This window comes from Xanthomonas graminis pv. graminis (assembly GCF_030168915.1).
GTDB classification, from domain to species: Bacteria; Pseudomonadota; Gammaproteobacteria; order Xanthomonadales; family Xanthomonadaceae; genus Xanthomonas_A; species Xanthomonas_A translucens.
The window spans coordinates 2,886,579-2,898,595 of record NZ_CP076255.1; the positions used below are offsets into that span (position 1 = coordinate 2,886,579).

Annotated in this window: 11 protein-coding genes and 1 pseudogene; 8 read left to right on the forward strand and 4 right to left on the reverse strand. The window is 69.0% G+C overall.

Annotation, left to right across the window (positions count from 1 at the left end; translation table 11 throughout):
* Positions 1-212: 212 nt before the first annotated feature.
* Together KHF85_RS12520 and KHF85_RS12525 are read left to right on the forward strand one after the other, a co-directional pair.
* On the forward strand, positions 213-599 hold the full coding sequence (locus tag KHF85_RS12520) for a hypothetical protein (protein ID WP_284566912.1): 387 nt from the start codon (positions 213-215) through the stop codon (positions 597-599).
* Between the two features lie 180 nt (positions 600-779).
* Positions 780-1,454, forward strand: coding sequence for a secreted signal peptide protein (locus tag KHF85_RS12525; protein WP_284566913.1), 675 nt, complete (start codon positions 780-782; stop codon positions 1,452-1,454).
* Positions 1,455-1,745: 291 nt separating this feature from the next.
* On the opposite strand, the gene dksA is transcribed toward KHF85_RS12525, so the two are convergent.
* Positions 1,746-2,822, reverse strand: coding sequence for an RNA polymerase-binding protein DksA (dksA, locus tag KHF85_RS12530; protein WP_284566914.1), 1,077 nt, complete (start codon positions 2,820-2,822; stop codon positions 1,746-1,748).
* 130 nt (positions 2,823-2,952) lie between these two features.
* Between dksA and yidD the strand changes: the two genes are divergently transcribed.
* The 3 genes from yidD to KHF85_RS12545 are packed head-to-tail and all read left to right on the forward strand — an operon-like array spanning position 2,953 to position 5,420.
* On the forward strand, positions 2,953-3,225 hold the full coding sequence (yidD, locus tag KHF85_RS12535) for a membrane protein insertion efficiency factor YidD (RefSeq protein ID WP_074375764.1): 273 nt from the start codon (positions 2,953-2,955) through the stop codon (positions 3,223-3,225).
* Positions 3,226-4,560 carry a dihydroorotase gene (locus KHF85_RS12540; protein WP_284566915.1) on the forward strand — a complete coding sequence of 445 codons (1,335 nt, stop codon included), beginning with the start codon at positions 3,226-3,228 and terminating at the stop codon, positions 4,558-4,560. It begins immediately after the preceding gene.
* A complete protein-coding gene (locus tag KHF85_RS12545) occupies positions 4,560-5,420 on the forward strand; it encodes a M23 family metallopeptidase (protein ID WP_284566916.1) in 861 nt (286 codons plus the stop codon). The genes KHF85_RS12540 and KHF85_RS12545 overlap by 1 nt, the downstream gene beginning before the upstream one ends.
* A gap of 128 nt (positions 5,421-5,548) precedes the next feature.
* Here KHF85_RS12545 and KHF85_RS12550 read toward each other — a convergent pair whose 3' ends face one another.
* On the reverse strand, positions 5,549-6,475 hold the full coding sequence (locus KHF85_RS12550; protein WP_284566813.1) for an IS110 family RNA-guided transposase: 927 nt from the start codon (positions 6,473-6,475) through the stop codon (positions 5,549-5,551).
* 632 nt (positions 6,476-7,107) lie between these two features.
* On the opposite strand from KHF85_RS12550, the pseudogene KHF85_RS12555 reads away from it, so the two are divergent.
* Both KHF85_RS12555 and KHF85_RS12560 read left to right on the forward strand, forming a co-directional pair.
* A pseudogene (locus KHF85_RS12555) lies at positions 7,108-7,623 on the forward strand (pectinesterase family protein); the annotation flags it as partial.
* 186 nt (positions 7,624-7,809) lie between these two features.
* The gene (locus KHF85_RS12560) at positions 7,810-9,486 is read left to right on the forward strand and encodes a glycoside hydrolase family 28 protein (protein ID WP_284566917.1); all 1,677 of its coding nucleotides are present in this window, start codon (positions 7,810-7,812) and stop codon (positions 9,484-9,486) included.
* On the opposite strand, the gene KHF85_RS12565 is transcribed toward KHF85_RS12560, so the two are convergent.
* Positions 9,453-9,728, reverse strand: a complete 276-nt coding sequence (locus KHF85_RS12565) for a hypothetical protein (protein WP_284566918.1) — start codon at positions 9,726-9,728, stop codon at positions 9,453-9,455. The genes KHF85_RS12560 and KHF85_RS12565 overlap by 34 nt on opposite strands.
* Positions 9,729-10,090: 362 nt before the next feature.
* On the opposite strand from KHF85_RS12565, the gene KHF85_RS12570 reads away from it, so the two are divergent.
* Complete coding sequence (locus tag KHF85_RS12570) at positions 10,091-11,272, forward strand: putative acyl-CoA thioester hydrolase (protein ID WP_409976613.1); 1,182 nt, start codon at positions 10,091-10,093, stop codon at positions 11,270-11,272.
* A gap of 28 nt (positions 11,273-11,300) precedes the next feature.
* Here KHF85_RS12570 and KHF85_RS12575 read toward each other — a convergent pair whose 3' ends face one another.
* Positions 11,301-12,002 carry an isoprenoid biosynthesis enzyme family protein gene (locus tag KHF85_RS12575; RefSeq protein ID WP_284566919.1) on the reverse strand — a complete coding sequence of 234 codons (702 nt, stop codon included), beginning with the start codon at positions 12,000-12,002 and terminating at the stop codon, positions 11,301-11,303.
* Positions 12,003-12,017 lie beyond the last annotated feature (15 nt).

Consider the following 12,017-nt stretch of genomic DNA (forward strand, 5'->3'; position numbering starts at 1 on the left):
CCGCCGCCCACGTGTTCCAGTGCGAAGTTGAAGAAGGCACCGCCGGCAATTTCATCAGGTCTAGCCCCAGCGCGGACTGGACGTCCGCTAGCGGAGAAAGCAGCGACACGACGCAGGTCCATATCAGCGTCTTCACGTCATTCGATCCTCACTTCCGTCTTCCGGACCGGAGCCGTTCCAGCCCGGGAGACAACCACCTATCGGAGATCCCCATGAAGTTCCTCTGGCTACCGCGCATGTTCATGGCGTCGCTTCTCGCCTTCGCCGTGCAAGGGTCGTTGCAGGCGATGCAACCCGCTCCCGAAAACGAAGCGGAACAGGCGCTCGCCCATGTCCTGAAGAACGACATCGTCTTGTCGAGGACGTTCGGGGCGTGCCCGCATCTGACATTCACCCGCAGCGCAGCGAAAGGCACCCACACGTTCATGATCGAGGGCAGCTGCGACATCAAGGACAATCCCGAGGAGGATGCGGACTGCCCCGCCTACCATGTCCACGCGACCGGGACGATCGACACGCCGTCGCATTGGACTGTCCGCCAGCTGCAGTTGAAATTGGTGTGCTCCAGCGAGGGAGCGGCGGCGCAACGCCGGAGGTGAGCGTTCGGCACGCTGATCGTCCCCGCGGAACGCGCGATTGCCGTGGCCATCCATGGCACGCAGCCACCATTGCCGGCTGCCACGTCGCGCCGGTCTGCGACCGGCAACGCAGTCACCCAGCGGTGAAGCCGTGATGCGCATCCCGGCCTCATTCGCCACGACATGCTGTGGAGATCTCCCATGACACCCAGGTCCCTTTCGCTGTTCGGCCTGCTCGCCTTCGGCATGGCCATCGCGCAGGCCCATGCCGCCGGCAGCGACGCCGCCGCCTGCACGCGCGCGTTGCGCCAGGCCTTCGCCGCCTCCGCCAGTGCGGCGACCCTGCCCGCGGCGTGCACGCGGATCGGACCGATCGCGCTGGGCATGCGCAAGCAACAGGTCCTGGCCGCGCTCGGCCAGCCGGACGTCACCCGCAACGATGCCGCACACCCACAGATGCTCAGCGTCGTGTACCTGTACCCGCGCGAGCTCAACGCGCAACTGGCGCAGCATCCGCGTGCGGCCGGCACGCTGGTCCACAGCACGTTGGCCGTGGGCTTGCGCAACGACCGGGTCACCAACCTGATCGCCTTCGCCGATCCGAACGTCCCCTTGCCCTTCGCCCTGCTCGGCCAGCCGGCCGGCACCCACATCGACCGCCTGCTCCAGGCGATCGGCGGCCGCCCGCAATGGAACGACAGTCGCGACTATGTACAGTTCGCCGCCATGCCGCTGGGCGTGGACGTGGATCCGGACACCTCGGCCATCGTCGGGCTGAACATCGCCGCCAGCAAGGCGGACCTGGATAATTTCGGCCTGCCCGGCCTGAAGCTGCGCAAGGACGCGAAAAGCGGTCTGGTCAACGGCGTCCGCTGAATGTCGCCGTCGCGCCCGCGGCGCGGTAACCGGCGTGCGCCACGCGGATCGGCCAACACGCGATCGGCGACGTCGCCGGACCTAGGCACGCGCCATCGCGGACGCAGCAGGGGCAGCGACCGCGCGATGCGCGGGAGGCCAGCGTCGCTGGCCTCCCGCGCATCGCCGCGGCAGCGGATGGCACGCTTGGCGGCAGGCAGGCGTGCCGGCCCGATCGGTGCGACCGGCCAGAAAACGCAAGGCCCCGCGCGAGCAGGGCCTTGGGCGAACGCAGACGCGGAGGTTGGCGAATCAGTCGCCCTGCTGCTTCTGCAGGTGTTCCCAGCGCTCCTGCGCATCGATGGTGCGCTCGGCGGTCAGGCGCGCCTCCAGGCGCTCCAGGCCGATCTCTTCGCCGGTGTCCACGCAATAGCCGTAGTCGCCGGCATCCAGGCGTTTGAGCGTGCTGTCGATCTTGCCGATCAGCTTGCGGTAGCGGTCGCGGGTGCGCAGTTCCAGCGAATTCTCGGTCTCGCGGGTGGCGCGCTCGGCTTCGTCGCCGATGTCGCGGACTTCGTCGCGCAGGTTCTCGATGGTCTGCTTGGACTCCTCGACCAGATCGGCGCGCCAGTTGAGCAGGCGCTGGCGGAAGTACTCCTGCTGCAGCGTGCTCATGTACTCCTCGTCGGACGCCGGCTTGTAGCCCTTGGGCAGGATCGGACGGCCGGTGGCCTCGTCGATCTTGTAATCGACCACCTTGAACTTGGCCGGCTTGGCCGGCGTATTGGACTTGGCGGTCACCGCGACGGCGACCTTGCCGGTGGGTTTGGCGACCGGCGGCTTGGGGGTGGATTCGGATTTGGTGGGGGTTTTCGCGGAGGATTTCGAAACGGACACGGGATTCTTATGTGACGGGGCCGAAGGCACGGCGGGCTTGGCGGCGACCGGCTTGGAAACCGGTGCAGCGGCGGGCGTGGCGGCCTTGGCCGGGACAAACTTGGCCGGCGCCGGCTTGGTAGCCGGCTTCGGTACGGATGTGGCAACCGCCGGGGCGACCGGGGTGGTGGCCTGCTTTGGCTTTGCGACAGGCGCGACCGGCTTGCCTGCGGGCTTGGCCGGCTTGGGGGCCGGCGAGGCGCTGGATTTGGCGGTGGCCGCTGGCTTGGCGGCCGGCTTGGCCGCGGCTTTCTTGGCGGGCGCAGCGACCGGCTTGGCCACCGGCTTCTTCGCCACGGCCTTGGCGGGCGCCTTCTTCGCCGGCGCCGGCTTGGCCGCCGGTTTCTTCAGCGGCTTGGCAGCAGCGGACGCCGTCGCTTTCTTGGCAACGGGCTGGACGGGCTTCTTGGTGGAGGCCTTGACGGCCTTCTTTGCAGGTTTTTTAGCAGCCACGAATCGCTCTTCCTTGGTTTCCCCGGGGCCCGGGAAAGCGGGCCTTTATAGCCTACCCTACCCCCAGCGGCAACCACGCCGTCTACACGCTAATGAACGGCAGGCCGGGGAACGGCGGCCCGTTGCGCAAGTGGCATATCATGGCCGGGTGATCGCCCGTGCTCTCATTGCCTTGCTGCACCTGTACCAGCGCTTCATCAGCCCCCTGCTGGGGCAGCGCTGCCGTTTCGTGCCCAGTTGCTCGGCCTACGCGGTCACCGCCATCGCCCGCTACGGCGCGCTGCGCGGGGGCTGGATGGCCGCCCGCCGCGTCGGCCGCTGCCATCCCTTCCATCCCGGCGGGTTCGACCCGGTGCCCGATCCCGCGGCGCCGCCGGCCTGCCGCTGCCCAGGAAAACACTGAATGTCCTCCTCCACCCTCATCGTCAACGCCCGCCTGGTCAACGAAGGCCACGAAACCCAGGGCGATCTGCGCATCGCCGACGGCCGCATCGCCGCGATCGCCCCGCAGCTGTCCGCCCGCGACGGCGAGACCGTGGTCGATGCCGCCGGGCGCTGGCTGCTGCCCGGCATGATCGACGACCAGGTGCACTTCCGCGAACCCGGCCTGACCCACAAGGGCGACATCGCCAGCGAGTCGGCGGCCGCGGTGGCCGGCGGCCTGACCAGCTTCATGGACATGCCCAACACCAACCCGCCGACCCTGGACGCGGCGGCGCTGCAGGCCAAGTGCGACGCCGCCGGCGGCCGCGCCTGGGGCAACTACGGCTTCTACCTGGGCGCCAGCAACGACAACCTGGCCGCGATCCAGACCCTGGACCCGAAGACCGCGCCCGGGATCAAGGTGTTCATGGGCGCCTCCACCGGCAACATGCTGGTGGACAACCCGCAGACGCTGGACGCCATCTTCCGCGACGCGCCGACCCCGATCATCACCCACTGCGAAGACACCCCGACCATCGACGCGACCCTGGCCGCGTTCAAGGAAAAGTATGGCGACGCGCTGACCCCGGAGATGCATCCGGACATCCGCTCGCGCGAGGCCTGCCTGACATCCTCGCAGCTGGCGGTATCGCTGGCGAAGAAGCACGGCACCCGCCTGCACGTGCTGCACATCTCCACCGCCGACGAACTGGCGCTGTTCGCGCCCGGCCCGATCCAGGGCAAGCGCATCACCGCCGAGACCTGCATCCACTTCCTGCGCTTCGACCGCACCGACTACGCGACGCTGGGCAACCTGATCAAGTGCAACCCGGCGATCAAGGACGCCAGCGACCGCGAGGCGCTGATCCGCGCGCTGGCCGAGGACGTGATCGACGTGCTCGCCACCGACCACGCCCCGCACACCTGGGAAGAGAAGAGCAAGCCGTATGCGCAGGCGCCGTCGGGCCTGCCGCTGGTGCAGTACGCGCTGGTCGCGGCGCTGGAGCTGGTGCACGAAGGCCGGCTCAGCGTGGCCCAGGTGGTACACAAGTTCGCGCATGCACCGGCGCTGCTGTTCGACGTGCAGCAGCGCGGCTTCCTGCGCGAGGGTTACCACGCCGACCTGGTGCTGATCGACGATACCGCCTTCACCGTGCGCCGCGAGGACATCCTGTCCAAGTGCGGCTGGTCGCCGTTCGAGGGCCGCACGTTCCGCTCCAAGATCGCCGCGACCTGGGTCAACGGCGCACTGGCCTGGGACGGCACCCGCTTGGTCGGCAGCCCGAACGGGCAGCGCCTGGCGTTCGACCGCTGATGCGGCGCGTACGCGTGCCGGGCGCCGCGCTGGCGCTGGGCCTGCTGGCGTCGGCGCTGGCGATGCCGTCGCTGCAGGCGCAGGCCGGCTCCGCCGCCAGCGCCGACACGCGCAGCGTGTTCCCGGCCAGCGCCTCGCAGGGCGCGCTGGTGATCGGCAAGGTGGCGCCCGGCAGCCGCGTGCAATACGCAGGGCGCACGCTGCGGGTCAGCGGCTACGGCAGCGTGGTGTTCGGCATCGGCCGCGACGAACGCGGCCCGCTGCGGATCCTGGTGCAGCACGCCGACGGTTCCAACGAAACCATCGACATCGCGGTGACGCCGCGCGACTGGCCGCTGGAACGCGTCAACGGCGTGCCGCCGAAAACGGTCAACCCGCCGCCGGCGATCGCCGAGCGGATCAAGCGCGAACAGGCGCAGGTCACCGCCGCGCGCGACCGCGACGACGACCGCACCGACTTCGCCGCGCCCTTCATCTGGCCGGTGCAGGGCCGCATCAGCGGCCGCTTCGGCAATGCCCGCGTGTACAACGGGCAACCCGGCGCCGGCCACTCCGGCATGGACATCGCCGTGCCCACCGGCACCCCGGTCAAGGCACCGGCGGCCGGCGTGATCACCTTCGCCGCGCCGGACCTGTACCTGACCGGCGGCACCGTGCTGCTCGACCACGGCTACGGAGTCAGCTCCAACTTCCTGCACCTGTCGCGGATCGACGTGAAGGTCGGCGACCGCATCGCCCAGGGCCAGGTGCTCGGCGCGGTCGGCGCCACCGGCCGCGCGACCGGGCCGCATCTGCATTGGGGGATGAACTGGTTCGATGTGCGGATCGATCCGCTGTTGGTGCTGGAGCGGAGCAAGTAACGGTCTGTGCTTTTTTGTGGGAGCGGCTTCAGTCGCGACGGGCCTTCCACGTAGCACCTGTCGCGGCTGAAGCCGCTCCTACAGTGCACAAGGCACGTCCCCGTCGCCTTGTAGGAGCAACTGTCTTCTCATCCGATAACCTCACGCCATGGTGTGCGATCTCGTGCCATGGCGTTGAGTCGGATAAGCAGCACGCGCATGCATGCGGTGATGGCGACCTTGGCGGGCTTGCCGCGTGCCCGTAACTGTTGATAACGCTCCTTGAAGGAGGCTTGAGTGCGCACAACGCTCCAACAGGCCATGTACAGCACTCGTCGGATCGTGGCACGCCCGCCGCGGATGCGGCGTTTGCCGCAGTGCTGCCCGCTGTCCACGTTGTAGGGAGCCAGGCCGACCAGGGCCGCGATCTGGCGACGATCCAGCGTCCCCAGTTCGGGCAGATAGGCCATCAGGCTGGCGGTGGTGACCTCGCCGATGCCCGGGACCGTGCCCAGGGCGTGCGCCAGCGCATCGTCGAGCTGGCACCGCACCTGCTTGATCGCCTGGTTCATCCGCTGGATACGGCGGCGCACGTCGCCGATCTGCTCGATCAGGCACGCGCGCACCATGGCCAGGGTCGCCTGATGCAAGCGACGGCGCTCGTCGTCACGTTGCTGGACCAGTTGCTCGCGGCGCTGGACCAGCATGCGCAGTTGCTCACGCAAGGGATCGGGAGCCGGCGCGGGCGCTTGCACCAGGTGAGCCATGCGCGCCAGCAAGGCCGCATCCAGCGGATCGGTCTTGGCGGTTGTGCCCAAGGCCGTGGCGAAAGCGCGTGCCCGGCGCGGATTGATCCGGGTCACCGGGATCCCTGCCGTGGCCAGTGCCGTCATCACCGCCCGTTCGTAGCCGCCGGTGGCCTCCAGCAGCGCGTTGCCGACGCAGTGCCCGGCAAGGTGGTCGCACAGGCGCTGGTGGCCCTGGGCGGTATTGGGAAAGGACAGCAACTGGTCCAGGGGAAGCACGTGGACGGCCAAGGTGTCCTTGGCCACATCGATACCGATCCAAAGAGGCATAAGCGTTAGGTAGACTGGGGGACAGGAGAGAGCCACCTCGTCGCTGCCCACGCTTGTGAAGTTCGAGCGAACGCTCGTTCAACTGTTCGGGCTAGGCAACGAGGTCGATGTGCGGCCGCCCTGGCTCCTACACGTGCTTGAACACTACGGCCTGTCGGCGTGCCGCACATCGCTCTCCACTCAAACTGTAGAGCAATCTCCAGACACAAGCGGCTTCAGCCGCGACAGGCGGCATCGGCCAACGCCCTGCAGCAACCGGGACCAGCATCGCCGCCGCGCCATGGTCAGCCGGCCATGCAGGCGATGCCCACTGCGGCGCGCATAAGGCAAGGCCGCACATGGAAAACGCGATTGCGCGCACAGGCAATAACGCGGATGCACTTCAAAACACGGAAAAAAGCATGTTTCCCGCGAAAAACGCAGGACCGCTTCATCTGCACCCGCTATAACTTCGCGGCAATCTCCTGCAGACACAAAACCCATTACAAAAAAACGCGGCGGCGAGCGAACTCCCGTCGCCGTGCGCGAACTTGCAGAAGCATCCACTTCGGGCGATCCACAGCGGCAACGCACAGATCCGCGCCCAACGACCGATGCCCGCCGCCATCCTGCTTCGAACAAGAGCAACCTCCATGCATTTCTCCGCTTCGTTGCAAGTTTCCGCGCTACTGGCCATCTGCAGCGTCTTCAGCGCTCACGCACAGGCCGTTACCGGGTCCGCCGACCGGCCGCAATTGAGCGCTGCCGATGCCCGCCAGCAGACCGTCTCCACCTACCTGGCCAAGGCCGGCATGATCGGTGCGCTGGTCACCGACAACTGGGATCCGAGCGCCGGCGTGGCGCTGCTGAGCGCCGACTATCGCGTCGCCAGCGATGGCTCCGCAGCGTTCAGGAGCGTCCAGGCCGCGGTGGACAAGGCCGTCGCCGATGGCGGCAAGATGCGCCGCTACATCAGCCTCGCAGCGGGGACCTACAACGAACTGGTATGCGTACCCGCCGACGCGCCGCCGATCACCCTGTTCGGCCTCGGCGAAACCCGCAGTCAGACGCTGATCAACTTCGACAACGCCAATCCGACGCCAAAGCCGGTCGGCACGCCCAGCCAGCCCTGCGCCACCAACGCCAATGCGGCGGTGATCGGCACCTCCAAGCGCCCTTATTGCAGCGCCGATTGCGCGTACGCCCGCAACCGCTTCTACGAATATGCCAATACCGGCCCCGGCAGCGCCGACTGAATCGCGCCGCCCCGGCCGCGCCGCCGTTCGCGCGGCTGCCGGGGCCGGCATCCAGCGTCTCCATTCCCCTCCCCTCGTCAAACCCGAAGACCCCACCTCATGACCACTGCAAGCGCGATGTCCCGTCTCAACCTCGCCCTGCCGCTGCTGGCGATCGCCTCGCTGCATGCCAACGCAGCCGTGCACCCGCCTCTCGCCCAGCGCGACCAGGCCGCCAACGTCAGTACCGGCTGGGGCACAATCGATCAGCCAACGCTGCCGCAGAACGTGTGCATGACACTGGCGGCGACGCTGCAACCGATCGGCGGCTCGCTCGACGGCGTCGATGCCGACCCGGCCTACTCGGCGCCGGACACGCTGCGCATCCAGGATGCGATCAGCGACTGCCCTGCCGGCAGCGCGGTGCAGCTGGTGACCGGCGCCCATGGCGAATCCGGCTTCCTCAGCGGCCCACTGACCCTCAAGAGCGGCGTGACGCTGTGGATCGACCGGGGCGTCACCTTGTTCGGCTCGCGCAATCCGCGCGACTACGATAACGGCCTGGGCACCTGCGGCATCGCCAACACCGACAAGGGCAAATCCTGCAAGCCGCTGATCTACGGCAACGCGATCAGCAACAGCGGCGTGGTCGGCGACGGCAAGATCGACGGACGCGGCGGCAGCGTGCTGACCGCAGGCCCCAACGCCGGCAAGCGCAGCTGGTGGGACGTGGCCTACCAGAACGTGAGCCAGGGGCTGGTGCAGCACGCGCCGCGCCTGCTGCAGATCGACAACAGCAAGGATTTCACCCTGTATGCGCTGACCCTGGAGAATTCGCCCAATTTCCATGTGGTCACCGACAACGTCAGCGGCGTGACCGCCTGGGGCATCAAGATCCTCAGCCCGAGCCTGGTCTACACCCGGCCAGGCTACGCTTGCCCGGCCGGCAGCACGCCGGACCAGCGCACGCCCGCCACCTGCTTCACCCCGGAAACGGCCAAGAACACCGACGGTTTCGACCCCGGCCAGTCCAGGAACGTGCTGCTGGCGTATTCCTACATCAGCACCGGCGACGACGACGTGGCCATCAAGGCGCACGCGAGCGCCACATCCAGCAATCCGTCCACCGACATGGCCTTCCTCAACAACCAGTTCTACTACGGCCATGGGATGTCCTTCGGCAGCGAAACCGATACCGGCATCCGCCGCGTCCAGGTGCAGAACCTGAGCATCGACGGCTTCAACAGCAATGACGCGATCAAGGACCCCGCCGCCAACAACGGCCTGCGCATCAAGTCCGACCGCACCCGCGGCGGTCAGGTCTCCGATATCACCTTCGAGAACATCTGCATGCGCAACGTGGCGCGCCCGCTGGTGTTCGATGCGTTCTACAGCAAGCCGGCCAATGCCGATCTCGGCAGCGCATATCCGCGTTTCGACAACATCACGCTGCGCAACGTGCATTCGCTGGGTTCACGCGACTTCGGCGCAGGCCAGTTGAGTTTCTACGGTTACCGCGACGCGAAACTGTCCTATCCGATCACGCTCGCGCTGGACAACGTGGTGCTCGAGGGCGGCGCCATTTCCTTCGCCCCGCCGCACAATGGCGGGCCGGACGCCAATCCGGCGGCCACGCACTTCCGCTTCACCGGCGGACCGGTCAGCTTCGCCAACCTGCTGGCCCCGTCCACCCAGTACGACGTGCAGTTGCAGGGCCAGCCCGGAACCGGCAAGCCGCTGGACTGCAGCGCGGCATTCGTCACTTACAGCAGCGTACTGGCCGATTCGCCGATCTGATCGCATGCATCGTGCATGCGCAGCGCCGGCGTGCGCACGGCGCTGCTCCAGCGCTGCCGCCAGGGCGGCTGCGGCGCGCCACGTCCGCGGCTGCGCAGCGGTCGAGGCGATGGGCGGCGCGGCTGCGAGGAAGCCGCTGATGTGACGATGCGCAACGGCAGGCAGGCGCGTGCGCCCGGCACCGCGCGCGCAGCGGCGCCGTGGGTGGCCGCGCCCTGCAACAGCGCACGCGCCCTGTCCATTCGCACGCACCGCCTCGCGCGACAGCGTGGCGCAGCGCAACAGCGTGCGCCGAGCGCGCGCACTGCCACCGGTCGGCCTGGGATGCGAGTCCGCTGCCGCCGGGCAACCGATCCCACCTGCGGCGACGGCGGCGGCATGGCCAACGCAGCGGTCCACGCCGAAATGTGATCGCTCCTCCACAATCGGCACTTGGCTGCGGTTTCGCCCGGCAGCGCGGCGATGCGCGCCTAGCATTCGCGCCGGCCACATCCACGGCTGCCGGTTGCCACCTCCCGGCCGCCGGATGACACCGGTATCACCAAGCGTGCAAGGGGCGCCACCTTGGCCCCGGCCCCTCCATCCCAACCGAGAGCACACCGCCATGACCGCATCGCGCCGGTTCCAGATCCCCGCCATCCTCGCCCTGGCCGGCGGCGTCATCGCCAGCGCCTGGGCGCTGACCGGTACCGCCTCCAGGCCGCAATTGACCAGTTCGGAAGCGGCCAACCAGACCGTCGCCAAGCACCTGGCCCAGGCCGGCACCATCGGCGCACTGAGCACCGACAACTGGAACCCCAGCGCCGGCGTCGCCCTGCTCACTGCCGACTACGCGGTCGCCGCCGACGGCTCCACCCGCTACCGCACCGTGCAGGCCGCGGTCGATGCCGCGGTCGCGGCCGGCGGCACGATGCGGCGCTACATCAGCGTCAAGCCCGGCACCTACAGGGAAGTGGTCTGCGTGCCCGCCGCGGCGCCGCCGATCACCCTGTTCGGCCTGGGCAGCGCGCCGGCCAACACCACCATCAGCTTCGGCAACGCCAACCCAACACCGAAACCGAGCGGCAGCGCCACCCATCCCTGCGCCAGCAACGCGTCCAGCAGCACGGTCGGTACCTCCGACAGCGGCACCGTGACCGTGCGCGCGGCGCAGTTCCAGGCGCGCAACCTGGCCATCGTCAACAGCTACGTCGAGGACACCTACGCCAGCAGCAACCAGTCGGCGGTGGCGCTGGCGCTGCGCGGCGACAAGGCGGTGCTGGAGAACGTGGCGCTCACCGGCAACCAGGACACCTTGCTGGTCAGCGCCGCCAGCGCCAACAAGGTGATCCGTGCGTTCTTCAAGGGCGGCAGCATCGAGGGCGACACCGACTTCATCTTCGGCTCCGGCGTGGCGGTGTTCTCCGGCAGCAGCATCCGCTACACCGCCGCGCGCCGCGGCGCCAGCGGCGGCGGGGTGATCTTCGCGCCCAGTACCCGCCCCGGCAGCGGCTACGGCTTCCTGGCCGTCGCCAGCAGCTTCGACGCGGTCGGCGGCGCGGCGGCGAACACGGTGTCCCTGGGCCGCGCCTGGGATGAGAGCGTCGGCAGCCTGTCCAACTACGTCAACGGCAGCTCGCCCAACGGCAAGGTGGTGATCCGCGAGTCCAGCCTGGACGCGCACGTGCGCAAGAGCGCGCCATGGAACGCCTCCACGGTCGGCCGCCCGTATTGCAGCAGCGGCTGCACGCAATCGGCCAACCGCTTCTACGAGTACGCCAACAGCGGCGCGGGCAGCGCCGACTGAGCTGCGTGACCGCGGCGCGCCGTGGCGCTCAGCCCAGGCCGGCCCACCAGGCGCGCCACAGCGTGGCCATCGGGCTCGGCGGCTTGCGCGCAGCGCGGGCCTGCTGCGCGATCCGCGCACGCGCCAGCGCCGCCACGATGCGCCGCGGCCGTGGCCCGGCCACGCGCCGCGGCCAGCGTTGCAGCAAGGCCTGCGCCCAGCGCTGCTGTGCCTGCGCCGCGTCGCCGCCGCGCAGCGACAACGGCACCGCGGCGATGCCGGCGTCGGCCAGGCGCTGCGCCAGCACCTGCGTGGCCAGTGCCGCCGCCGCGTCGCGCTGGCCCTCGAACACCGCGCATTCGACCTGCGCCGCGGCCAGCGCGAACGCCTCCAGGCGCGCGTAGGCGTGCGCCGGATCGGCCGCGGCCGCACGCGAGGCGAGCAGCCCCGGCAAGGCCTCGGCCAGCGCCGCCCATGGCGCGGCGATCGGCTCCAGCACCCGCCCCAGCGGATGCCGCGAGCGCTGCCCGGCCCAGCTGCGCAATTCCTCGCCCCACCACGCCAGCTTGGCGTCGGCCGGCAGCGGATCGCCGGCGATGTTGAGGATGTCGTCGAATTCCTGCAGCAGCGCGAACCACGCCACCGCGCGCGTGCGCTGCGGCGCCGGCACGAAGGTCTCGGCCACCGTCCATTCCGGCCAGCGGCTGCGCCATTTGTCGAGGAAGGCATCCAGGGCGGAGGTGCTGCTCATGCGATCGGAACGTCC

Excerpts from the sequence above, each read along its gene's own strand:
- KHF85_RS12560 (WP_284566917.1), top strand. The coding sequence starts at position 7,810 with ATGACCACTGCAAGCGCGATGTCCCGTCTCAACCTCGCCCTGCCGCTG.
- KHF85_RS12570 (WP_409976613.1), top strand. The coding sequence starts at position 10,091 with ATGACCGCATCGCGCCGGTTCCAGATCCCCGCCATCCTCGCCCTGGCC.
- KHF85_RS12565 (WP_284566918.1), bottom strand. The coding sequence starts at position 9,728 with ATGGACAGGGCGCGTGCGCTGTTGCAGGGCGCGGCCACCCACGGCGCC.
- KHF85_RS12520 (WP_284566912.1), top strand. The coding sequence starts at position 213 with ATGAAGTTCCTCTGGCTACCGCGCATGTTCATGGCGTCGCTTCTCGCC.
- KHF85_RS12545 (WP_284566916.1), top strand. The coding sequence starts at position 4,560 with ATGCGGCGCGTACGCGTGCCGGGCGCCGCGCTGGCGCTGGGCCTGCTG.
- KHF85_RS12575 (WP_284566919.1), bottom strand. The coding sequence starts at position 12,002 with ATGAGCAGCACCTCCGCCCTGGATGCCTTCCTCGACAAATGGCGCAGC.
- KHF85_RS12525 (WP_284566913.1), top strand. The coding sequence starts at position 780 with ATGACACCCAGGTCCCTTTCGCTGTTCGGCCTGCTCGCCTTCGGCATG.
- KHF85_RS12550 (WP_284566813.1), bottom strand. The coding sequence starts at position 6,475 with ATGCCTCTTTGGATCGGTATCGATGTGGCCAAGGACACCTTGGCCGTC.
- KHF85_RS12540 (WP_284566915.1), top strand. The coding sequence starts at position 3,226 with ATGTCCTCCTCCACCCTCATCGTCAACGCCCGCCTGGTCAACGAAGGC.